This is a genomic window from Litoreibacter halocynthiae (genome assembly GCF_004365635.1).
Taxonomy (GTDB): Bacteria; Pseudomonadota; Alphaproteobacteria; order Rhodobacterales; family Rhodobacteraceae; genus Litoreibacter; species Litoreibacter halocynthiae.
Map to the genome: position 1 here is coordinate 384,283 of NZ_SOBH01000003.1, position 21,671 is coordinate 405,953.

Sequence of the window (21,671 nt, forward strand, 5' to 3'; positions counted from 1 at the left end):
GACAACGTAACAAAACCCGCTGGAGCGTGAAAACTTGGAATGACCACCAGTGCAAACTATAGGTCAAAATATCTACTTTAGTAAATTTATTAACTGTAAATTGACTTGCACACCTGCGCTATGCAAGGGTTTCTTAAACCGTCTTTGCCGGTATGCGACACGTCGCATCGACATTGGCGGATGTACGGGTTCAATATCGGGGAGGATAGATGACAACCCTTAGAGTGGCGGCTTCCAGCTTCAGCACTTTGATGCCCAACTGATGCGGGTCGAAACACCCCTTGCGTTACCTGACGACAAGCCGTCGTTCACTCAGGCTATGCGTTACAAGATGAAGCTGACGATGCGCGAACCGACGACTGCAGTTGGGTTTGTTGTGGCGATTATCTTCGCATATCTCATCCTGCTTCCCGTGCTGTCGATCCTTCTAGACGCCGTGAAAGTCCAACTTGGCGATGCCCGCCGCATTGGCGGAGAGGTTGGGGATGGAACGCTTTACTACCTGCATCGGACGTTCCTTAGCCCAGTTGCACAGAATTTTTTCTGGGGGCCACTGAAGAATACTCTGTCCGTCGCGCTTGGTGCGATCTTGCTATCCTTCCTCATCGGCACGCCGCTTGCATGGTTGCTAAGCCGCACCGACATGTTCGCGCGTCGCTGGTTCGCGACTGCTTTGATCGTTCCATACATGCTGCCCTCATGGACCTTTGCGCTGGCCTGGACGACCTTGTTCAAGAACCGCACCGTTGGTGGCCAGCAAGGATGGCTGGAAGCGATGGGCATGACGCCGCCTGATTGGATGTCGTACGGGCAATTCCCGATCACCATTATTTTGTCGCTGCACTATGCGCCGTTCATCATTTTGCTGCTGGGCAACGGGTTGCGCCGTTTGGACAGTCAACTGGAAGATTCAGCACGGATCCTTGGTGCCACACGCGGACAGATCGCGGTTCAGGTCCTGTTGCCGCTGATGCGACCGGCGCTGTTTTCGGCGGCGTTGTTGATTTTTGCCAAATGCCTTGGCGATTTTGGCGTGACCTATGTATTGGGGTTGCCGGTGCAGTTCGACGTTCTTGCGACATCGCTTTACCGCTCCATTGGGTCGCGACAGACAGGCGTCGCCGGAGTTCTTGCGGGGTCGATCATGGCTATGGGGATCGTCGCGCTGCTGATCGACGCATATGTTGTGCGCGAGGCGCGTCGGTTCGTGACCGTCGGGTCCAAAGGGTCGATGGACCGCAAGTCCCAGCTGAAGAAATGGCGCATCCCCGCGACCGGATTTGCCGCCTTCATCTTTATAATCAGCGTCGGCTTGCCGGTCCTGACACTGACGCTGTCAACCATCATGTTCGTACCGGCAAAGTTCACTTTGGATAACTTCACGCTACAATACTGGATCGGCACAGACCTTGAAACCGTCGCGATGCGCACCGGTATTTTATTGGCGCCGGACATGTGGTCGGCAGCATGGAATACCTTGCGCATTGTCGGATCAGCAGCGGTTTCCGCCGGATTCCTCGGGCTGCTCGTAGGTTATGTCGTAGTGCGGACGCCTTTCCGACCTTTGTCGACCTTCCTGAGGCATGTAACTTTCCTGCCGTATCTAGTGCCGGGGATCGCGTTTGCGGCGGCTTACCTGTCGCTGTTTGCCGTGTCGCACGGGCCGGTGCCGGCACTGTACGGCACCACTGCGATCCTGATCCTTGCGCTAACAGCAGATCAGATGCCCTATGCCTCCCGCGCCGGAATCTCGGCGATGATGCAACTCGGCAAGGAGCCGGAAGAAGCGGCGCAGGTCGCTGGTGCCGGATGGGTGCGGCGGATGAGGTCCATTGTGATCCCGATCCAGAAGCGTTCACTGGTGACCGGAGTCCTTCTGCCGTTCATTTCGGGTATCAAGGGGCTCAGTCTTTTCGTCATGCTGGCTGTCCCAAGTACTGACGTTCTGACGACCTACTCGCTCCGCCTGATTGACTACAACTACACGCAGGCCGCGAATGCCGTGGTCCTTATCATCGCGGCGGTGGCCTATTTCGGCACACTTCTGGCGCAGCGTCTGACGAATACAAATCTTGCTGAAGGTCTGGGGGGCTAGCATGCCAACAATCGCACTTAGTCAGGTCAGGAAGACCTATCCTGGATCCTCTACCGATGCGGTACGGTCGCTGGACCTGGAAATCGCTGACGGTGAATTCATGTGTCTGTTAGGGCCGTCGGGCTGTGGTAAGACGACAACCCTCAGGATGATTGCTGGGCTGGAAAACCTATCAGCCGGGGAACTGAGGATCGGCGACAGGGTGGTCGACAGCGCAGTTGAGGCGACGTTTGTACCGCCAGAAGACCGCAAACTTGGCCTTGTATTTCAAAGCTATGCGCTTTGGCCGCACCTTACCATCGAACGCAATACCGATTTCGGATTGCGTTTGCGTAAGGTGCCTAAAGCGGAGCGCATCAAGCGAACCGATGACGTGATGCGCGCGCTTGGGATCGAACAATACCGCGACCGCTATCCTTCGCAGCTGTCAGGCGGGCAGCAACAACGGGTGGCTTTGGCGCGCATGCTGGCGGTCAGTCCCGGCGTTCTGCTGCTGGACGAGCCATTGTCAAACCTTGATGCGCGGTTGCGGCTGGAAATGCGCGCCGAGCTGAAACGCATTCATGGCAAATTTGGAACGACCATTGTTTTCGTCACCCACGACCAATGGGAAGCAATGACGCTGGCCACCACGATCGCCGTGATGAACGACGGCGTAATCCAGCAGATGGGCACACCCGACGACATCTATGAACGCCCCGCCAATCGGTTTGTAGCGGAATTCGTCGGCTCGCCACCAATTAACCTGATTGAACAGAACGCGAATACGCCAATTGCTGCGGCCATTGCCAGCTATCTGGACGGTCGGTTGCACGATGTCGGGGCCGTGGCGCTTACAGGTATCCGGCCGGAAGCGATTGTTTTGCACACCGATGCCAAAGATGTTCCGCAAGACAGTTTCAATCTCCGCGCAGTGATCGAAGGGGTTCTGCCAACCGGCGGCAGTTGGATCGTCGAAGTTCGCGCGGGGGGGCAATTGCTTTTTATGACAACCCATGTAGCCCCAACCCTGTCAGCAGGGGACGATGTTACGATGGTCGTCGAGCCCGCCGCTTTTCATCTGTTCGATACGGATGGGCAACGGATGCTTAACGCTGACAAAGCGCTAGGACACAGCGCTGGATGAAAACCACCGCCAAAGACGTGGAAGCTTCTTTGGCATTGTACTCTTGCATCACTGGGTCATCGACCCGGCGGCAAGGCCAACACGAAAGGGAGAAATAACAATGAGAATTATCGACAGGACACGCATCGCGACGACATCGGCAAGTTTCGCCGCCCTGCTAGCAGGCGGCCTTGGCATGGCGCATGCACAGGATTTCGACCTCGACGCGTTGATCGAGGCCGCGCGCGCCGAGCCGCAGCTGACGGTTTTTGACAGCACCGGCAAAATCAAGACAATGGCCGAAGCTTTCTCGGCCAAATACGGTATCGACGCCGTCGGAACCAAGATGAAGGCCCCGGCCCAGATCGAGATGTTTGACCGCGAAGCCCGCGCCGGAAATGTTCAGGCAGACGTCGCGATCATTTCGGATGCCTCCGCTGTTATCGCCCAGTTGATCCCGACTGGGGCCGTCACAAGCTGGTCGCCACCCGATCTGGCCGACAAGATCGACCCGGACTATCAGAACCCGCTAGTTGTCGTCGCCTCGGCCAATCTCTGGACCTACAACACTGAACTCTATGACTCCTGCCCGGTTTCCAACATTTGGCAACTGACTGAATCCGAATGGAAAGGCAAAGTCGCGATGCAGGATCCGCTGCGCAATCCTGGACTGACCAACTGGTTCAACCAGCTTGAAATGCACCACGACGACAAGATCGGGGCCGCCTATGAAGCGCAATACGGCAAACCGCTGGACAGCGACGCAGGCAGCGCAACCAAGGCTTGGCTGAAGGCGCTAGGTCAGAACGCACCATTGCTGGGATCCTCGGACAGCGCGGCTGCTGAATCGGTTGGAGCACCGGGCCAAAGCGAGGGCTTCATGGGGCTGATGGCGTCCGCCAAATACCGCGACAACGCGGACAGTGACTACAAGCTGGGCCTGTGTGATGGCATCAAACCGTTTGTCGGCTTTACCAGCGTCAATGTCGGGGTCATTGCGACAGGGTCGGACAGTCCGAACGCGGCCAAGCTGTTTTTGCACTATGCGATGACACCTGAAGGCATCGCGCCGCAAAACAACGACGGCAAAATGTCTTCCAACTCGGACGTGGGGCTGCCCGCTGACGAGGCATCCGGTGTTGGAAACGTGTTGGATCAAGTGCAAAACTACCGCATTTCCACTGCGGCAGATGACTGGGAAACTCGCCAGGACTGGCAGGATTTCTGGCTGCTGAACTACAGCCGCTGATCACTTCCCCACCTTACGGAACGATACGAGTCAAACACTCTGCACGTTTGGTTCGCGTCCTTCGCTTCTCCGGACATTTCTCAAGTTCGGGGAGGCGGGCTTCAAACAGTCGTCACACCTAGGAATACACTCATGTCACAGCAACCAGAGCCCCTTGATCACGGCGCGTTGAAAGCGCGGGCTGACTTTTGTCGCGACTTGATCGCGAGCGCATCAGCGCTTGCACTGGAAGGGTTTAAAAATCGCAACACTGGTGCCAGTGAGCGCAAGGGGCCGCAGGATTTTCTGACGGAAACTGATGGTGCGGTCGAGCGGCACATTCGTGCCCGCATAGCCGAAGCTTTCCCTGAAGACGGCTTTATGGGAGAAGAAACTGGTGGCGCGCCGACAGCACGCGTCTGGGTGGTCGATCCTATCGACGGAACCGCGAACTTCGCACGGGGAATACCACATTTCTGCGTCTCCATTGCGTTTGTCGCTGACGGGGAAATCAAGATCGGGTCAATCTGCGCGCCCGCAACTGACGATCTGTATTTCGCGCAAGCGGGGCAAGGTGCCACCCGTAATGGTGCACCTATCCATGCAGCAAAGACGGAAGATTTTGATGCTGCCTGCGTTGAGCTTGGCTGGTCGGGGCGAGTTTCGCAGGATCGGTACTTGAAAATCCTGACCGGTATTCTCGATTTGGGGGCCAATGTGCGGCGTGGTGCCTCGGGCGCGATGGGTTTGGCCTATGTCGCCGATGGGAGATCCGACGCCTATCTTGAGCTGCACATGAATGCTTGGGATTGCCTCGCGGGTCTGCTGTTGGCGCAAGAAGCCGGTGCGCGAATTTGTGATTTCCTAGGAGGCGGCCCGCTTGAGGGTGGCGGCCCGGTCATTGCCAGCGTCTCGGCACTTGCCGACCAGTTAAGCGATGTCAGTGGGCTTGCCTTAGCACCTGCCGCGCGCGATCTCGCGTACGCTACTTGAGTCAGACACGACTCGGCGTCGTCGATTACACGCCGTTCCAGAAAGGATGCCAGATGGGCACAGCACACTATGACCGACCTGCGATCAGCTTGATCGAAGAAAAAGTAACCCCGTTTGACGTCGCGCTTTATATTGGCGGGCGCGAAGGTACTGCCGATTTGCCGCTCCTGAAGAAACACGGGATTTCTATCGTCGTGAACTGTGCGGTGAATCTGGATCTCAACTATGTCCCAACGGAGGAACCATCCCGCATTGATGCCCCCGTTCCCTATGGGCACGGGGCGTTGCGGTATTACAAGATCGGCTTGGTGGATGGATCGGGAAGCCCGGCGTCGATGATGCTGGCCGGTTACTACATTTTGCGCGGTGCGCTGGTGCAGGAATTGCCGGACCGCCCCAGCTATCCCCATCGCGAACGAGGGAATATTCTGGTCAATTGTCGTGGCGGACGCAGTCGATCGACGGCCTTGGTCAGCCTGTTCCTGCAGAAATCCATGCCGAATACCTATCCGACCATGGAAGCGGCCCTTGCCCATGTCCGCGAACGGCGGAAGTTGCGCCGGGACGAATGGCACGAGACGCCGAAGCAGGTTCTGGTTGATGCCATAAAGCAGGCGTCGGACTGGATCGACATGATCGGTCACGACGACGTGCCACGCTATGATGGAAAAGGCACGGAATGACTTCGCACTGGACGGGACAGGTCGCCGTTCTGGCCGATCCGCATTTGCATGATGTAGCTGCCGGTCGTGCCTATGGGCTGGTTCACGAAGATTGTTTTCGCAGTTTGGCGGACACGGCCTCATCGACCCGAGTGTTCAATGAGGGCGGTGCAGCGTTGGTTCGTGCATTGGACATACTGGTGGAACATGGCGTGCGACTGGTGATGATCGCAGGTGATCTGACCGATGATGGCCAACCAGCAAACTGGAATGCCGCTGCCAGTCTATTGCATAAATATACGCAAAAATACGGGATGAGGTTCTTCCTGACGCCGGGCAATCACGATCAATGGTATGGTGACGGCAAGGCGCTGAAAAAAGGGATGGTAACGCGAGACGGAGTTATCTTTGCTGTTGCTGGCGACCCATCCGAACCAAGCGCTGTCCACGCCCCCGCGATGCGGCAAGTCGGACAGGCGGAGATGCTGGACTATGCGCGTTCATTTGGATTTTGCCGTCACGACGACGATCTGTATTGGGAAACGCCCTTCGGGGTGTCCGATGCTTTAGCCGATCGCATAGGAACGGTGACGGATTCTGATGGTGATCCGGTGCTGGGTCCTGATTTATCCTATCTGGTGGAACCCGTGGAGGGGCTGTGGATTCTGTCGGTAGACGCCAATGTCTACTTGCCTGGCACGGATGGATGGGTGGATTGTGGGCAACAGGGTTGGAACGCCGTTCTGCACCACAAGGCTTGGTTGTTGGACTGGATGCGCGACGTCGCTGCACGGGCCAAAGCGCAGGGTAAGCAGCTTTTGACCATGTCACATTTTCCGGCGATCGACGTGCTGAACGACGTGCCCGGCGGGCTGGCTCAACGGGTGATGCCCACGCACTTGACCGCAGATGCCACGACAGCAACGGGTGTGGGCCTGCATTTCAGCGGGCATTGGCATATCAACCGCACCGGCGCACGGCACTTTGGGAAGGACTGGTTAGTGAATGTGGCGATTCCGTCGACCGCAAGCTTTCCTGCCGCCTTTAAGCTGGTCAATCTGGAGCAGACCTCTGCCCGCGTTGAAACCGTTCAACTGGGACAGGTCCCGGGGTTCGATGCGGGCTTTGCGCATTACCTTGCCGAGCAGCCCGATGCGACGCTTCCGCGGTGTGAAAGCTATGCCGATTTCTTGCGGGACCATCTGGGTGAGCTCACCGGTCGGCGGTATCTGGCGCGTGATTGGCCCACCGAATTCGGCGCGTATCTAGAGCAGGAAACGCTGGCCGATATCTTAACGCAGATAGGGGTCAACGCTGATAGTGCCACGACAAAAATTCCCGCGCGGCTGGCAATTGACGACTATTACTTCTTGGAACGTGGTGGGCAGCTTGCGGAAATTCCGGCTGAACGGTTGTCTGTCTATAGGGCGCTTGATTCGGCCGAACCCCTTAAAGGTGGTGACAGCCAAAGACGCCTGATCATGGGGTTGGCGCGCTACAGTCAGGCACTTCCGGATGACAAATTTACAGTAGATTTGACCAACGGCTCGGTCACTTAACGCGGACGCACCGTGTTGCGCCAAATCGGGGTGGTCTTCAACGCGATGTCACGCCCAACGCCGCCCACCGGCGGATCGCCCAAGAGGCGCCCGATCTGTTCCGCAATCTCGGTAACTGGTTGCCGAAATGTTGTCAGCCGGTAGGACGTCCATTGCGCTTGCTCGATATCGTCAAACCCGATCACGCAAAGATCGTCGGGAATGTTCAATTGAAATTCCTGCCTCGCCGTGTCCATGAAGCCAAGCGCCAGTATATCCGTAACGCAAAACGCTGCATCCGGTGTCGATGCGCGTCCAAAAACCCTACGCGCGGCTTCTGCCCCCGTGGCATAGCTGGTAGGGCCGACGGCCACGACCTCCACTTCGTCACCAATCGCCTTCGCTTCGGTGACATAGGCCAGTTCGCGAGCCGCGAGACTTGGTGTCAGACTGGTCGAGGAAACAACGACATGGCGACGGCAGCCGGCCCGCTTGTTCAGGCGAACGGCCTCGGTTGCTGCTCCTTCGTTGTCGATTGAAATCCGGTCGGCACCGTCGTGTCGCTTGCCGCGGTTCAGAAGGATAACGTGCTGACCATTTGCCAGACAGGTATCGACCAGATCGTATGAGGGTTGGCCGGACAATACGACCGTGGCCTCGGCCCGGAAATTCAGACTTTGCGTTAGGGCTTGTGCTGCACCGTCGTCAACACCGTCGGCGTTGATAACCAGTGCTACGCGGTCTGAGGCTTGGAGAACCCGAATTATCTCGTCCATCATACGCGACTGATAGGGATTGCTGACGGATCGAATGACCAGCGACACGATGTTGGTGCGGTCCGACAAGAGCCCGCGAGCAAGGTGGTTGACGTGATAGCCAAGCTCTTTAGCCGCCGCGATGACCTTTTGTCGGGTTTCGGGTGAAACACTGCCGCCATCGGAGAATGTTCGTGATACGGCAGACCGGGAAACGCCTGCCAATTCCGCAACCTTCAGGGCGCTTACAAAACCCTTGTTATGCACCTTCGTAGGATTCTTCACATTGGGCTTTCTGTTGTTGCGCTGGTGACTGAACTATAAATTTTTTATACGTTTATCGCCAGCGGAAGAAATACTCAGCATCGAGGTATTGGGGCTGTCTTCGGTTATGATGTATCCCTGCCCAAGGAGTCTTGGGGCAGAACGAAGCCTGACGTTGACCTTAGTCAATAGGGGCGATCAGTGCGGAAGTCGCTCATATCGCCGGAACGCTTGAACGGACATTCGTTCGGCTGAGTTAAATGTTGGCTAGGTCCCGATTGTGTTGAAAAACTCCGAAATTCGGATGTCGTAACTTTCAGGCAAAAGCCCGTTATACTAGGAAGTCAAATGAGAACGTTCCTGAGGCGAAGAGAGTTGGCAATTGAGCGGCCAGAGGTCAACTAGGCCGCCTCTCGCCACCAAAAACTCATCGGCCTGTACAGCGAAAAAGTTCGGCAGTCAGTACCAAAAGCGGTGTTTTTCAACACAATCGCCGCATTACAGTCGCCCAATAAACGTATGTCCAACGTCAGCTTCAACGAGAAATCGGTCAAATCCCAACGTTTGTCCACCGCGCTATGAACCGTTTCGGAATGCTTCAACACCAAATCAATGTCGAGCGAGCCGAACCTCAGCCCCCGTGATCTGGCTAATAACTCCCCCTGTGTTGACGGCGCTGTAGATTGATCTCGGCGGACGGGCGGTATTGGTAACGCTCCTATGCACCCAGCTTCGCTCTTCCATAGATTTCAGAGTCTGCGACAAAGCACGATCCGTAATCGTTAACAGGTTTCGCCTGATCTCGTTAAAATGGCGCGGCGTTTGAAGCGTTGTCAAAACTGGCAATGTCCATGAACGACGCAGCAAGTCCTGATCTTCGTCTCCAGAAACACTTTGAACTTTATAAGCGATTGCGGCGGCCGTTACGCCACTTGGCGTCAGACGAAACTCTGGCCGCAGCGGATGGCCGTGGCCGGGGTTCCGTTCCAGAAGCCCACTCTCAATAAGGTGTTCCATGCTTTGGCCGAAGGCTGATCTGCTGGCACCTGTTGCAGTCAGCAGCGCCGCCTGTCGCCCAGCAACACCTTCATGCAGGTTCGATAGAATGGAAAGTGCCCAAGCGCGAGAAGTGATGTTGACAAGAAAATCAATGTCCATAAAGTATAGTTACTATATTATTAACCAAAAGGAAGCCCATGCCACTCGTTTCAATAGAAAACACCATTACTATCGCTTTGTCAGTGACGGATCGATACAAAAGCGCCAAGTGGTATGAAAACATGCTTGGGTTTCAGACAAATTTTCATGCTGATGAGGCAGGCTGGTCTGAACTCCAGACCAAAACAACTGGGGTCACTATCGGTCTTGGTGAGCATACCAAACCTGCCCCCGGCAACTGCGTGCCAGTTTTCGGAATTGCTGACTTAGATACCGCGCGTCAAAAACTGGAGCATGCCAAAGTTAAGTTTGATGGTGAAACAGATGTCGTAGAGGGCATGGTAAAGACCGCGACCTTCTATGATCCTGATGGCAACGCGCTCATGCTTGCAGAAGATCTGACGGGTGGTATCTAACGATGAGATGGCTAACAAAAACCTCAATAGCACTTCTTGCGCCCACTAGTTTTGCCTCGGCAGAGCCGTTCGGCGAAGTCACAGTCGGTGTCCCCGTCTCATCCATCGCAGAAGCGGAGACATGGTATCTAAACTTTCTAGGTGCAGAAACCAAAATAATGCGGCCCTTTCCCGGCGTTGTTGAATTCAAAGTTTCGCCCGACACCTGAGTTCAACTCTTTGAAGTCGAAAACCAACAACCGTCCGGGGCCATCATCAAATTCTTGGTGGAAGATATGGCAGATGCGCAGCGCGAGCGTGCTGAACTTGGCATCAATACTGGGGACGCAATCGATATTCCCGGTGTTGTGACATACTCCGAATTCGCCGACCCCTTTGGCAATGCACTCGGTCTATATGACCTGCCATAGATAGTGCCGAAAACGACCGATACTGGTGAGCAACTCGACCTACCAAGTGTTGGATTTGGTCAGGAGGCATCACAATGTGGAAGCAAATCATGGAAATATGGGTGGATGTCGTCCTGATGTTGGCCTTTCAAGAATCAAGCTGGAAGCGTGTATCGAACAGGCTGGATAAGAAACGAAAGGAGCTAAACACGTATGTCAAATGACTTGATCACGATCGCGACGGTCGCGGTTCTCTATGCAGCGGTTGTGGTGAGCCCCGGTCCGAATTTCGCGCTCATATCGAGGCTCGCGATTTCAGGCGCACCTCGAACTGCGCATGGAGCGACACTGGGGCTTGCTTTGGCGGCAACGCTATACGCTGTTCTCAGCATGACGGGTCTTGCGGTGGTCTTGTCACATATGGGTTGGCTTGGCAGCTTTGTTCAAGTCGCGGGTGGATTGTTTTTGATTTATCTCGGACTTCAGAGCCGGCTTCAGCCCAACGCGTCCAAACCGAAAAGCCCGACGGTGTTGTCAGACGACACTTTCGAACGTGGTCTCAGATTAGGACTTCTGATCAATCTTTCCAACCCTAAGGCGATAACCTTCTTTGTCAGCCTCTATGCGGTCGCGATATCATCCGAGACAGGACTTGGCGCCAAGTCCGCCATTCTCTTTATAGGATTCGGGATGGAGGTCTTATGGTACACGATCGTTGTCGCGATACTGTCTACTGGTCCTGCCCGTGCGATTTACAACCGATTTGGCGTTTGGTTTGAACGCACACTTGGAACAATTTTGGTAGTGCTTGGCATTCGAATGATTATGGAGCGCCAGCCATGACCATTCGCAACGCGACCCCATCAGACGCGTCAATCATGGCAGCAATCTCAATGGAAGTTTGGATCGGGACCTATCTCAAAAGAGGCGTGAGCACGTTCTTTGCCGAGTATCCGTTAGAGACTTTCACGTCTGTAAGACGAGCGCTCTGATATCCGACCCATCCTAGTTCATTTTGGTTTCTGAAAACGCAGAAGGAATTGATGGCTTTTTACGTGTAACACCGAGAAGCCCCGCCCCCGTTTGAAGGCTGTTCAGACACGGAAATTGCAACTTTCTATGTCCAATCGCGCCACCACGGACAAGGAATAGGCAAACGACTTCTGAACACTACCCTTAAACACTGTCGCAAACAGGGCGTGAGTTCTGTCTGGCTGGCGACAAAGCCGAGAACTCTCCAGCAATAGCCTTTTACATTTCTCAAGGCTTCAAGCATGTCGGGGAAACAGAATTTCGAATTTAAGATCAAGGATACCTCAACAATATCTATTCTTACGGATTGTCTGCCTCTGCTCGATAACATCTTTCAGATATCTGCGGCAGATAAGAACTCGCGTTACGCGGACGATACCATGACCGGGGTTACAAGTGTCTGACATTGAAAATACGTTAAGCAGCTCGCAAGCGGGAACGGCAGCTGCAAGCAAGGAAGTCCCCCAGATTTCCATACGCGGGGCCGATATCAGCGACGCCATGACAGTTGCCCGATTTGTCCATGCTCTCGTGGACGAATTGTCTGGTGGTGAGACAGCTACAATTGAGGAAGTCTTTGAGATAACATCGCGCGTCGTTTCAGACGCTGGTGTTATCGCGTTGATCGCTTATGAGGATCGCCAACCTGTAGGAGCGATGACCCTCAACGAATGCAAAGAAATCTATGCAGGCGGCAAATTCGGGGAAACTTCAGAGCTATATGTCGACCCAAACCATCGATCGCACGGAATTGCCAAGCAACTGTTGGGCAGCGCTCAATCGGAGGCCAAACCGCGTTCGTCAAATGTTATTTGCTTTTGATTTTCAGGCTTTGTCGGATCCAGCAGTAGACAAGTTTCGGTGTCGCAGTCACGACTATCCTAGGTTGCTCGCGCACAATCTGGGGCCAAAGGAAAGAAATCCCATTTTCCGCGAGTTTCTCCTTCTCCGTCCTTATGCGGTGAGTTGGGGTAGCCTATAAACTAATGTCGGCTTCGCCGCGGGCGCGTCATCAAGTGTTTCTGCGAAAACAAAGGCGGCTTCGAGCCCAATTTGACCGATGCTGCATTGTGCACAGATGACCGCAAGCTGCGAATACCGGCCCCTAGCAGGTCTCGTAGCATTATTCTGTATCAACGACCTCTGATCGATGGACGTCAAGAAAAACACGCCCAAACCCAAATGCTGCCATTCGAAATTTAAGTTCTCGAGTTTGTGCCAGAACGGCGTTTCCGCGGCGCTGGAAGCACAAGCTGAGAAGGTGGTTTTGGCAGTCGCTGCGCCAATGGAGGCATTACCGCCATCAACGAGCATCCATGACTAATGCGGAAGTTCGGTCTCGTCCGCGTCGTCTTCAAGACTTCAGCGGCTTCTTGTCTCCGCGGACCAATCGCAGGTCATATAAGATCATGTAGGCGGCGGGCGTTACAAACAGTGCCAGAAACGTAGCGCCGGACAATCCAAAGGCCAGACTCGCGACGATCGGCCTCAGGAACTGGGCTTGGGTTGACTGTTCAAACAGAAGTGGGCCAAGCCCCACGACGGTGGTCAAGGAAGTCAGGAAGATCGGGCGAAAACGATCCCGCACCGCACTAACCCCAGCGTCCATCAGGTCATCGCTAGTATCATGATGGCTCTTGATGAACTCCACCAACAAGATCGAGTTGTTTACAACGACGCCAGCAAGCGTTGCCAGACCAACGAAACTTGGCAGGGACAACTGCATTCCAAGCGCAAGGTGCCCCCACATCATCCCGATGATGCCCAATGGAATTGCAAGAAAGACTGCAATTGGCTGGATAAAACTACGGAACTGAAAGGCGAGGATGAGCCAAACACCAATGAACCCCATGGCGAGGTTGCGCATCAGCGATGCACCGGTGGTGGCGGTGTCTTTGGACTCGCCCACGACCACGACGTTTATTTCCGGATGGCGCTGGCTTAGATCAGGGAGAAAGCCAGTGCGCATGGCCGCCATCAGCTCGCGCGAATTTGCGACATTGGGATTGATGGAGCCTGTCACCGAAACCGTTCGCATTCCATCAATCCGAGTGATCGAGGCATAGCCTCGCGTCAGACGAATATCTGCCACAGATGAAAGCGGCACCAATGCACCGCCAGTTCCAGACACGCGGATGCTACCGATATCGCTGGCAGCATTGCGGTCTGACGCGTTGAGACGCGCAACGATATCAAGCCCACCCAGCGTGTCCTGCACTTCCAGACCGGTATCGCCACGAAAGCTTGCTCGTAGTTCTGTCGCGATGCCTTGTGCTGACACTCCAAGCGCCGAGGCGGCGGCGGGACGCAGCGAAACGACGTACTCAGGTTTACCCGGACGCAGATCATAGGCTACGTCGCGTACGCCTTGGAAGGCACGAAAGAATGCTCGCATGTCGCGCGCTGTTTCCTCCAGTGCCACCATATCAGGCCCCTGCAAACGCACATCAATTGGCTTGCCGCCAACGCCGCGTTCCTTGTCCGTAAATCTTAGGCTGGCCATGTCCGGCATTGGGCCAGTGGCCTTTCTCCAGTCGCTGACGATCTGTGTGACTGTTGTCGTTCGGACCCCAGCTGGCAGAAGCTTTGCGCTGACTGTTGCCAGATGAGGGCCACTTTCAGACGCAGCATCGGCATTTGAACCAAAGGTAACCGTTACACTTTGGACAAGCGGCTGCGTGTCAGGTTGTTTTGGTGTTTCCGCGGCGTTGATTTTTTCCAGCGCAGCGACAACCTTTTGAACACGTGCTTGGGTCTGCGCCAGCGGCGCGCCCTGCGCGAGTAGGAGCCGTGCTTCGACTGTATCGCTCTCCAAAGTCGGAAAGCTTTGGAACTTGATCAGCCCTGCGGTGAACGGAGTGATTGATACCAGCAGGATGAAGCCAACCACCCCCAACGTGAAGTAGCGAAACCGCAGCGCTTGGCGTGCAAGCGGCACAATGGCTCGGTCGCGGAGGATGTCGAAAACCCCATTCATCCAACGATTGACGCGATTGGGCTGCATGTCGCCGCGCAGTGCGTGTGCAAGGTGGTTCGGGAGCACAAGAAACGCCTCTATCAGGCTAACAATAAGGGTGATCACCAAGACCACGGGAAGGAATTTGAGCACTGCGCCAATCTGACCCGCCATGAGCCCAAGTGGACCCACAATCATGACGGTTGTTAGAAAAGAGGCCATAACGCCAGGGCCCACTTGTGTGACCCCCTTCAAGGCGGCTTGTACGGGCGTTTCCCCAGCCAATCTGCGACGTACGATGTTTTCGGATATCACGATCGAGTCGTCCATCAGCAAGCCAATCGCGACCAAGAGTGCTACCATTGTAATCATGTTGATCGTCAACCCCAAAAGCTGCATCGTGAAGATGGTGCCTAGAAAGGACACCGGCAGCGTCAACGCGACCCAGAAGGAAAAGCGCAGCCCAAAGAATAACCCCATCACGATCAGGACCAGAACCAAGCCCTGCATGCCGTTCGTGGTGATGATCCGCAGTCGTTCGGTGATATTGGATGTACTGTCTTGCGAGATTGCCAATTCGATCCCAGCGGGTGCCTGCGCGCGCGCCGTATCCAAGCGGGTTTTTAATGCGGCCATCACACGCAACGCATCTTGCGTCGAGGTCTTCGTGACGCTGACGATTGCTGCGCGCTTGTTATTGTAGAACGTCGCATCATAGTCGTCCGCGAACCTGTTGGTGATTTTTGCGACGTCCCCAAGCAAAATCTCAGTGCCCAATTCTGATCCCAGCAATGGGATTGTCGCCAACTCGTTTGGGCGTCGGCGTTCACCAGCAAACCGTACCAATGCGTCACCCTCGGGGCCCTCTAGCGTTCCGGCGGGGACATCCAAGCTGTTGCGGGACAATGCGGCTGCGACCGCAGATATGGTCAAACCATGACGTTGCAGCGCCGTGGCGGATATTTCGATGACAATCTCTCGGTCAGAGAAACCGCCTACGGTTGCTTGGGATATCTTCGGATCAGCCTTTAAAAACTCCGCAAACTGATCGGCGTAGGCTAAGAGAACTTTGGGGTCGGTCGAGCCAGTCACCGCGATCGAGGCAACGTTTGCGACGCGTTCTACGATGCGGGTTACTGGAGCGTCGGCCTTTGCAGGGTAGGCGGTGACCCCATCCACGGCGGCTTTCACATCAGCGGCAAAGCGCGTCATGTCGGCGCCTTCGACCATTTCAGCTGTCAGAACAGCCATGTTGTCGCGCGCCTGACAGGTCAGCTCCGCGAGGTTGTCGACACTCCGGATCGGGTCTTCGGCGACCATGCAAATGCCAGTTTCGACGTCGGCTGGTGCCGCTCCGGGATAGACGATTCGCACTTCAACATCGGACGGCGGGATTTCGGGAAAACTGTCGCGTTGCAGTGTTGGCAAGGCGGCGATGCCAAGGCCGATGAACAGCACCATCAAGATGTTGGCGGCGGTTGCGTGGCGCGTGAACAGCTCGATCATTGAGCTGACGCCTGAACGGCCAATGCGGCTGCAAGTGCTTTGTCCTCAACTGGTTTAACAGCCATGCCCGGTACTGCTACAGACAGATCTGTGACTACGAGTTTATCGCCCACAGCAAGTCCGCCAGAAATAATGGCCAGACCATCGACTGTGTAGGCAAGCTTAACCTCGCGTGGCTCAAGCTTACCTTGCGCGCTGACAACAAGCGCTTGGTTCTGGGTGATCGCGGTGGACGGTGCGACCAGAGCTTTGCGTGACGGAGCGCGAAGCAGTACCTCGACAAACATATCGCGGCGCAACGGCGGCCTTTCGCCTGCAATCGCCTGCTCCATGGGCCTGTCAACCCGAACAACAATTCTGGCGCTTTGGGTGCGCGCTTCGATTGCATCACTGACGCGTGCGACAGTTGCAGGCCACTCGATAACACGACCGGCTTGGCTCAACTCGACTTGCGCGTTCAGGTCCAGAACGCTCATGCCGGGCTCCAGCGACCGTATCAGCGGGCCCATTTGCCCGATGGGGAATTGAGCCGTGATTTCCACGGCTTCCGTTCCATCTGCTGAAAACAAGACAGCGCCGCGGGCCACATATTGTCCCAGGTCTGCCTCAACTGATCTGATTTGAACGTCGAAAGGCGCGACCACCGACATAAAATCGAGGCTACGCGCAGAACTGGCACGTTGCGCCAACAGGACCGCGCGCTCGGCCTCATTCAATGCAAGTTGGTTTTGGATATCCGTCAGTTTAGAGCGGGCCGTTAACTCCGCCCGTGCCGCCTGATCGCGCGCAGTTCGTGTTGTGACGCCTTGGTCTTGAAGGTCTTGTTGCCGCTTTAGATCACTCTCGCTAATGGCCAGATCGGCGCGGCTAAGTTCAAGGCTTGCATTCAGCGTATCATCTTTCACATTTAATGCCGCCATTTGCGCATCCAACTGCGCAAGGGTTAGCCGCACATCCGTGTCATCGATCTTCAACAACTCTGTCCCCGATGGCACAAAATGCCCATCCGAGAGAAGCGGTGAAGACTTTATGATATTGCCCTCCACTCGCGCTATGGCGCGCCATTCGCGAGCTGGGGCTACAACACCATATCCGGTGACACGAGGGATCAGATCGACTTCGCTCAAGGTAATGACCCGCACCGGTACAGATAGTGATGCGGTTTCCTTAGGGGCGGCCTCGGATTTGATGGAGCCAGAGTAGAGGATCGCCCCAACGCCTAACGCTAGCGGAATACCCACGGCAAAAAGCCGTCTGAAAACGATTATCCAAGTGCGCATGATAATGATCCTTTGGGGTTTCCGTTAACGTTGCGTTGGTCGACTACGAAAAATCGACCGTCAGAAACTGTCTTGTGACTTCAGCGGACAATGTATTCAATATTAAGAATATATCTTTGATACAAGTCAATCTGCATGACCCTAAAGAGTATGATCTCTGGCGCGCTTCCACTGTGAAATTCGCTTCGTCGTGGATGAACGAAGGCCGCGTGTGCAACATCGCATGACAGTGGTCAATGGCAGCCATGGGCCGTCCCCCCCATCGGTAGGGCAGTGTCAGGTCCAAATGCTGCATCGCCTCCGAGGTCTGCTCCGAGCCCTCTCATACCGATGCTGCAATCTGCACGAAAGTCTGCTTCTTCAGTAGTGCATCTTGCTACTTTGGCTATCTCTGGGCGAAACACAAACTAAACACAGTTCAATACGCAAGCAGAATATCCCTTCAACTTCGCAGCCAATATCAAACAGATTGTGCTGGTGCTGCTTGTTGGAATTGCAATCAGCTTGCCAGATGCTCCGATTGCCATAAGATAGGTCCACCTTCACGATAATAGGAAGGCCGATGGACCCTAAGACTTCGCACGCTGATCGAGTTCTCGAAGCGACACGTTCCGCTTCTGCTGCCGCACGTTCGCAAATCGCGGCGAGCTGGCATCGATCCGTGCAGAAACACGGGTTGGACCCCAACAACCGACGCGCACCAGACAAGATTGAACACGCTGCGTTGCGGGAACGGTTGGAGGTCTACGAGAAGTTCATGATGGTCGCCGCACCGCGATTGGACGCGTTGTATTCGCTCGTCGGGCAATCGGGGTGTGCGGTTCTGATGACGGACACCGAGGGCGTTATCCTCGACCAGCGCATGTCGGATGCTGACACCCCTGCCTTTGAAAGCTGGGGCCTGAGCGCGGGCGCGAACTGGAGCGAGGAGCGTGAGGGAACCAACGGGATTGGCACCTGCCTGACCGAGCGTCGCCGTGTGATCATTCATCAGGACGAACATTTTCATGTCCGCAACACCGGAATGAGCTGTATTGATGCGCCGATTTTTGACGAGAACGGGCAGATCGTGGCCGCGCTTGATGTGTCCTCGGCGCGGGCGGATCAAACCGAGGCCTTTAATCGACTGATCGGGGCGCAAGTGGCGCAAACCGCCCGCGCGATTGAAGAGGCCAACTTTCGGGCGGCGTTCAGCGCGGCGCGCATTATCGTGGCCGAAAGCAGTGAAGCGGATTCTGCGACCCTGCTGGCCGTGGACAGCCACGACCTTGTCATTGGCGCAACCCGCGAGGCACGCCGCGCGTTTGGATTGGCCGGAACGGGGCCGCTTGCCGCGCGTCCTGCCGCTGATATTTTGGGCCAGGAAGACGGCCCCACAGGGTTCCAGCGCGCTGAACGCGCCGCCGTGGTGCGTGCGCTTGCGCGGGCCGACGGCAACGTGTCACAGGCCGCGCGCCAGCTTGGTGTGGGCCGCGCGACGCTCTATCGGCGCATGAAGCGGCTGGGCTTGCACGAAACCTGACTGAATCTGTCTCAGGGATGAGACACATCACCCACTCTTTCTGTTTTGCCCTACTGACGGACGCGAAAGCCCTTGTCAGGTTATGCCTCAGCCCAGGTGGAGGACTTGGGCATTCAGGAGGAAAAAATAATGAAAGATCTCGCACATACTGAGTCTGGGACATACACGTCTCCGTTCAAAACAAAGTATGACAACTTTATCGGCGGCAAATTCGTGCCGCCTGTGAACGGACGCTACTTTGAAAACGTGACGCCGATTACCGGCGAAAAAATCAACGACATCGCCCGCTCTGACGCGGATGACGTCAATCTGGCATTGGACGCTGCACATGAGGCGAAAGCCGCGTGGGGCGCGACGTCGACAACCGCGCGTGCAAACATTTTGCTGAAGGTCGCAGACGCGATTGAGGACAACCTCGAGCTGCTGGCCCAAGCCGAAACATGGGACAACGGCAAGCCGATCCGCGAAACGATGGCCGCGGACATTCCGCTTGCCGCAGACCATTTCCGCTATTTTGCGAGTGTGCTGCGTGGGCAAGAAGGCTCAATGAGCGAAATTGATGCCGATACTGTGGCCTATCACTACCATGAACCGCTGGGCGTCGTCGGCCAGATCATTCCATGGAACTTCTCAATTCTGATGGCCGCGTGGAAACTTGCGCCAGCACTGGCTGCGGGCAACTGCGTGTTGATGAAACCGGCGGAACAAACACCGGCTGCGATTATGGTCTTGGCAGAGCTGATCAATGACCTGCTTCCGGCGGGTGTGCTGAACATCGTCAACGGTTATGGCGCGGAAGTTGGCGCGGCATTGGCCACGTCAAAGCGTATCGCGAAGATCGCGTTCACAGGGTCCACGGCGACAGGCCGCACGATCATGCAAGCCGCGACCGAGAACCTGATCCCCGTCACGCTTGAGCTGGGCGGCAAAAGCCCCAACGTCTTCTTCTCCGATATCATGCGCGAAGACGATGCGTTCTTTGATAAGGCGATCGAGGGCTTCGTTCTGTTCGCCTTCAATCAGGGCGAAGTTTGCACCTGCCCGTCACGCGCCTTGGTGCAGGAAGACATCTACGAGGCCTTCATGGAGCGCGTCATCGAACGTGTGAAAGCGATCAAGCACGGTGATCCACGTGACCCTGAAACGATGGTTGGCGCCCAAGCCAGTACCGCCCAGCAAGAGAAAATCCTGTCTTACTTCACCATTGGCCGTGAAGAAGGCGCTGAAGTTCTTATTGGCGGTGCAGCTGCGGAGTTTGGTGGCGAATTGTCAGGCGGTAACTACATCCAGCCGACGATTTTTAAAGGCGACAATTCCATGCGCGTCTTTCAGGAAGAAATCTTTGGCCCGGTCGTTTCGGTCACAACCTTCAAGGACGAAGCAGAAGCCTTGGCAATTGCGAACGATACGATGTACGGCCTTGGTGCCGGCGTTTGGTCGCGGGATATGAATACCTGCTACCGTATGGGCCGCGCAATCGAAGCAGGCCGTGTTTGGGTGAATAACTATCACGCTTATCCAGCGCATGCGGCCTTTGGAGGTTACAAACAATCCGGCATCGGACGCGAGAACCACAAGATGATGTTGGACCACTATCAGCAGACCAAGAACATGCTGGTCAGCTACAACCCCAACAAACTTGGGTTCTTCTAGGTTAACGAAGAAGGCTCCCGTGCTTGTGCGCGGGAGCCAACCAAGACCGCGATAATCAAACCAGACATAACCCAAAGATCTGTGTTCGTCGAAATACCATAGCGATCTCAATACTGCCGTCGGCGACCCAAAAACTCGTTACCGATTTTCGCTGCATTGCGTGTTTTCGAACGAATTTCGCCGAATACACAGTTACGAGTTGATACCGGCTGTTGGACCGAATGAATCAAAAGTCAGCTAAGTCCGCACAGCGGACCACCGTCCAGGACGCGGCGAAAGACCGCTTGCCGCATATTGGGCTCTGAAGGTGCTTCATCTTTAAGGTATCAGGGTAGTTGTCATCACCCCTTAGAAGGAAGGCATGCCGGTATTCGAGGTAGCATTCAAAGGCAAGTATTTCTGAAATCGAGCTCGCGTAACCAAAATCAACCAATTACCACAATGTGTTAACAGCCACCCAAGGGTGGCTTTCGGCGTTAGGGCTATCGCCATGGAAGCTCTGTAGAAGCAACCGAAGCGCGTAATGTCGGGCCAATCGGTTGCAACAATCTCCAGTCATCTTGATGATGCCTGATCATCCAAATTTGAGGCATAGAGAAAATCGGGCGAAAACTCGCAATGCTTGAAGGAGGAGATGCATGGCGGTTTTCTTGCCAACTACGTGGTATTAAAATCGTGCCCGCGGGGCATTTGACAAAGCAGAATCGTCCTATCTAGTGACAAATCAGATACAACAGATCAACGGCTTCACAGTTGCGTGATCTACGTCGTGGACTGCCCAGCAAAAAATGACGTATGGACAAAGGCAAAAGTTAAAGAAGTCTTAACCTGCGGTTTTTTCAAGTTCATTTTTTAAGAGTCCCACCGAGGAGAGCAGACTTCCAAATAATAAATTGCGATTGAATCGGCTGAGCAGGCCGAGCGCGTCGCAGATAGTGCGGGAGAACGTGATGTCGGGCATAATGCGTGGCGCAATGCAGTCGGTTATTTGGCTGGTTGTTCTTTTCGGGTTTCTGGCAATACGCCGCGGCATATCTCTTTTCCAAACTCCGGGTAATTATCTGCGCCGATCTTGCTCGGTGGCTACAGGCTTTTGGGATCGAAACCTAAAGATCGTTT

19 protein-coding genes are annotated in these 21,671 nt (G+C 55.2%); 14 read left to right on the top strand and 5 right to left on the bottom strand.

Annotated features, from left to right (window positions below):
• The first annotated feature begins 319 nt into the window (after nucleotides 1-319).
• The 6 genes from BDE40_RS13745 (at nucleotide 320) to BDE40_RS13770 (ending at nucleotide 7,642) form a co-directional block, all read left to right on the top strand.
• The gene (locus BDE40_RS13745; protein ID WP_211342433.1) at nucleotides 320-2,095 is read left to right on the top strand and encodes an ABC transporter permease; all 1,776 of its coding nucleotides are present in this window, start codon (nucleotides 320-322) and stop codon (nucleotides 2,093-2,095) included.
• 1 nt (nucleotide 2,096) lies between these two features.
• Complete coding sequence (locus BDE40_RS13750) at nucleotides 2,097-3,221, top strand: ABC transporter ATP-binding protein (protein ID WP_134015432.1); 1,125 nt, start codon at nucleotides 2,097-2,099, stop codon at nucleotides 3,219-3,221.
• Between the two features lie 100 nt (nucleotides 3,222-3,321).
• Nucleotides 3,322-4,449 carry an ABC transporter substrate-binding protein gene (locus tag BDE40_RS13755; protein ID WP_134015435.1) on the top strand — a complete coding sequence of 376 codons (1,128 nt, stop codon included), beginning with the start codon at nucleotides 3,322-3,324 and terminating at the stop codon, nucleotides 4,447-4,449.
• A gap of 132 nt (nucleotides 4,450-4,581) precedes the next feature.
• Nucleotides 4,582-5,421: an inositol monophosphatase family protein gene (locus tag BDE40_RS13760; protein ID WP_134015437.1), complete on the top strand. Its 840-nt coding sequence runs from the start codon at nucleotides 4,582-4,584 to the stop codon at nucleotides 5,419-5,421.
• Between the two features lie 53 nt (nucleotides 5,422-5,474).
• A complete protein-coding gene (locus BDE40_RS13765) occupies nucleotides 5,475-6,104 on the top strand; it encodes a dual specificity protein phosphatase family protein (protein WP_134015439.1) in 630 nt (209 codons plus the stop codon).
• Entirely contained in the window at nucleotides 6,101-7,642 is a 1,542-nt protein-coding gene (locus BDE40_RS13770; protein WP_134015441.1) for a metallophosphoesterase family protein, read from the top strand. Before BDE40_RS13765 ends, BDE40_RS13770 begins: the two co-directional genes overlap by 4 nt.
• Here BDE40_RS13770 and BDE40_RS13775 read toward each other — a convergent pair.
• Complete coding sequence (locus BDE40_RS13775; protein ID WP_211342434.1) at nucleotides 7,639-8,601, bottom strand: LacI family DNA-binding transcriptional regulator; 963 nt, start codon at nucleotides 8,599-8,601, stop codon at nucleotides 7,639-7,641. The two genes, BDE40_RS13770 and BDE40_RS13775, sit on opposite strands and share 4 nt — an antisense overlap.
• 648 nt (nucleotides 8,602-9,249) lie before the next feature.
• On the bottom strand, nucleotides 9,250-9,798 hold the full coding sequence (locus BDE40_RS13780) for a winged helix-turn-helix transcriptional regulator (RefSeq protein WP_121023319.1): 549 nt from the start codon (nucleotides 9,796-9,798) through the stop codon (nucleotides 9,250-9,252).
• Between the two features lie 38 nt (nucleotides 9,799-9,836).
• Between BDE40_RS13780 and BDE40_RS13785 the strand changes: the two genes are divergently transcribed.
• The 6 genes from BDE40_RS13785 to BDE40_RS13805 all read left to right on the top strand — a co-directional run bounded on the left by BDE40_RS13785 (nucleotide 9,837) and on the right by BDE40_RS13805 (nucleotide 12,457).
• Nucleotides 9,837-10,214 (top strand): VOC family protein, encoded by a 378-nt coding sequence (locus BDE40_RS13785; protein WP_134015443.1) that lies wholly within the window; start codon nucleotides 9,837-9,839, stop codon nucleotides 10,212-10,214.
• Between the two features lie 2 nt (nucleotides 10,215-10,216).
• On the top strand, nucleotides 10,217-10,423 hold the full coding sequence (locus tag BDE40_RS18425) for a hypothetical protein (RefSeq protein ID WP_246030456.1): 207 nt from the start codon (nucleotides 10,217-10,219) through the stop codon (nucleotides 10,421-10,423).
• A 66-nt stretch (nucleotides 10,424-10,489) separates the two neighbouring features.
• A complete protein-coding gene (locus tag BDE40_RS18505) occupies nucleotides 10,490-10,624 on the top strand; it encodes a hypothetical protein (RefSeq protein WP_281275451.1) in 135 nt (44 codons plus the stop codon).
• 192 nt (nucleotides 10,625-10,816) lie between these two features.
• Nucleotides 10,817-11,446, top strand: coding sequence for a LysE family translocator (locus BDE40_RS13795; RefSeq protein WP_134015445.1), 630 nt, complete (start codon nucleotides 10,817-10,819; stop codon nucleotides 11,444-11,446).
• A gap of 305 nt (nucleotides 11,447-11,751) precedes the next feature.
• The gene (locus tag BDE40_RS18530) at nucleotides 11,752-11,850 is read left to right on the top strand and encodes a GNAT family N-acetyltransferase (RefSeq protein ID WP_342775041.1); all 99 of its coding nucleotides are present in this window, start codon (nucleotides 11,752-11,754) and stop codon (nucleotides 11,848-11,850) included.
• 181 nt (nucleotides 11,851-12,031) lie between these two features.
• A complete protein-coding gene (locus BDE40_RS13805) occupies nucleotides 12,032-12,457 on the top strand; it encodes a GNAT family N-acetyltransferase (protein ID WP_134015446.1) in 426 nt (141 codons plus the stop codon).
• A 532-nt stretch (nucleotides 12,458-12,989) separates the two neighbouring features.
• Here BDE40_RS13805 and BDE40_RS13810 read toward each other — a convergent pair.
• The gene (locus BDE40_RS13810; protein ID WP_134015448.1) at nucleotides 12,990-16,097 is read right to left on the bottom strand and encodes an efflux RND transporter permease subunit; all 3,108 of its coding nucleotides are present in this window, start codon (nucleotides 16,095-16,097) and stop codon (nucleotides 12,990-12,992) included.
• A complete protein-coding gene (locus BDE40_RS13815; protein WP_134015450.1) occupies nucleotides 16,094-17,377 on the bottom strand; it encodes an efflux RND transporter periplasmic adaptor subunit in 1,284 nt (427 codons plus the stop codon). Before BDE40_RS13815 ends, BDE40_RS13810 begins: the two co-directional genes overlap by 4 nt.
• A 562-nt stretch (nucleotides 17,378-17,939) precedes the next feature.
• Here BDE40_RS13815 and BDE40_RS13820 point away from each other — a divergent pair.
• Nucleotides 17,940-18,899, top strand: a complete 960-nt coding sequence (locus BDE40_RS13820; RefSeq protein WP_211342435.1) for a GAF domain-containing protein — start codon at nucleotides 17,940-17,942, stop codon at nucleotides 18,897-18,899.
• A 129-nt stretch (nucleotides 18,900-19,028) separates the two neighbouring features.
• On the top strand, nucleotides 19,029-20,552 hold the full coding sequence (adh, locus tag BDE40_RS13825; RefSeq protein ID WP_134015452.1) for an aldehyde dehydrogenase: 1,524 nt from the start codon (nucleotides 19,029-19,031) through the stop codon (nucleotides 20,550-20,552).
• Nucleotides 20,553-21,375: 823 nt separating this feature from the next.
• Here adh and BDE40_RS18235 read toward each other — a convergent pair.
• Nucleotides 21,376-21,585, bottom strand: a complete 210-nt coding sequence (locus BDE40_RS18235) for a hypothetical protein (RefSeq protein ID WP_162848094.1) — start codon at nucleotides 21,583-21,585, stop codon at nucleotides 21,376-21,378.
• Nucleotides 21,586-21,671: the final 86 nt, after the last annotated feature.

Bases quoted from the DNA above. Each gene is read 5' to 3' on its own strand.
- BDE40_RS13745 (WP_211342433.1), top strand. From the start codon at position 320: ATGCGTTACAAGATGAAGCTGACGATGCGCGAACCGACGACTGCAGTT.
- BDE40_RS13750 (WP_134015432.1), top strand. From the start codon at position 2,097: ATGCCAACAATCGCACTTAGTCAGGTCAGGAAGACCTATCCTGGATCC.
- BDE40_RS13755 (WP_134015435.1), top strand. From the start codon at position 3,322: ATGAGAATTATCGACAGGACACGCATCGCGACGACATCGGCAAGTTTC.
- BDE40_RS13760 (WP_134015437.1), top strand. From the start codon at position 4,582: ATGTCACAGCAACCAGAGCCCCTTGATCACGGCGCGTTGAAAGCGCGG.
- BDE40_RS13765 (WP_134015439.1), top strand. From the start codon at position 5,475: ATGGGCACAGCACACTATGACCGACCTGCGATCAGCTTGATCGAAGAA.
- BDE40_RS13770 (WP_134015441.1), top strand. From the start codon at position 6,101: ATGACTTCGCACTGGACGGGACAGGTCGCCGTTCTGGCCGATCCGCAT.
- BDE40_RS13780 (WP_121023319.1), bottom strand. From the start codon at position 9,798: ATGGACATTGATTTTCTTGTCAACATCACTTCTCGCGCTTGGGCACTT.
- BDE40_RS13785 (WP_134015443.1), top strand. From the start codon at position 9,837: ATGCCACTCGTTTCAATAGAAAACACCATTACTATCGCTTTGTCAGTG.
- BDE40_RS18425 (WP_246030456.1), top strand. From the start codon at position 10,217: ATGAGATGGCTAACAAAAACCTCAATAGCACTTCTTGCGCCCACTAGT.
- BDE40_RS18505 (WP_281275451.1), top strand. From the start codon at position 10,490: ATGGCAGATGCGCAGCGCGAGCGTGCTGAACTTGGCATCAATACTGGG.
- BDE40_RS13795 (WP_134015445.1), top strand. From the start codon at position 10,817: ATGTCAAATGACTTGATCACGATCGCGACGGTCGCGGTTCTCTATGCA.
- BDE40_RS13810 (WP_134015448.1), bottom strand. From the start codon at position 16,097: ATGATCGAGCTGTTCACGCGCCACGCAACCGCCGCCAACATCTTGATG.
- BDE40_RS13815 (WP_134015450.1), bottom strand. From the start codon at position 17,377: ATGCGCACTTGGATAATCGTTTTCAGACGGCTTTTTGCCGTGGGTATT.
- BDE40_RS13820 (WP_211342435.1), top strand. From the start codon at position 17,940: ATGGACCCTAAGACTTCGCACGCTGATCGAGTTCTCGAAGCGACACGT.
- adh (WP_134015452.1), top strand. From the start codon at position 19,029: ATGAAAGATCTCGCACATACTGAGTCTGGGACATACACGTCTCCGTTC.
- BDE40_RS18235 (WP_162848094.1), bottom strand. From the start codon at position 21,585: ATGCCGCGGCGTATTGCCAGAAACCCGAAAAGAACAACCAGCCAAATA.